Genomic DNA, 332 nt, shown 5'->3' with positions numbered 1-332 from the left:
GGCGACGCCGCCGTCACCGCGGTCGTCGACGGGATGCGGGCCGCCGCGGACAAGATGGGCCTCGCGCGTGTGCGCGCCGCCCGCCACCGCGTCGAGCACGCCGAGATGATGACCCCCGAATCCGTGGCCGCCTTCGCCGAGTTGGGGCTCACGGCGTCCGTACAGCCCGCCTTCGACGCGCTGTGGGGCGGCGAGGACGGCATGTACGCCGACCGCCTGGGAGCGCAGCGGGCGGGGACGCTCAACCCGTTCGCGTCCCTGCTGCGCGCCGGCGTCCCGCTCGCCTTCGGCTCCGACAGCCCGGTGACCCCGCTCGACCCGTGGGGCACGAT

General features: G+C 75.9%; 1 protein-coding gene. It reads left to right on the top strand.

The window, feature by feature from the left end:
• Positions 1-332, top strand: a 332-nt coding sequence (locus tag G3I40_RS44660; RefSeq protein WP_164560500.1) for an amidohydrolase family protein, incomplete at both ends; no start/stop codon positions are given.

The organism is Streptomyces sp. SID14478 (genome assembly GCF_010548525.1).
Lineage (GTDB): Bacteria > Actinomycetota > Actinomycetes > Streptomycetales > Streptomycetaceae > Streptomyces.
Note: the sequence above shows the minus strand (reverse complement) of the source record. Positions and strands in the feature narration are given on the sequence as shown.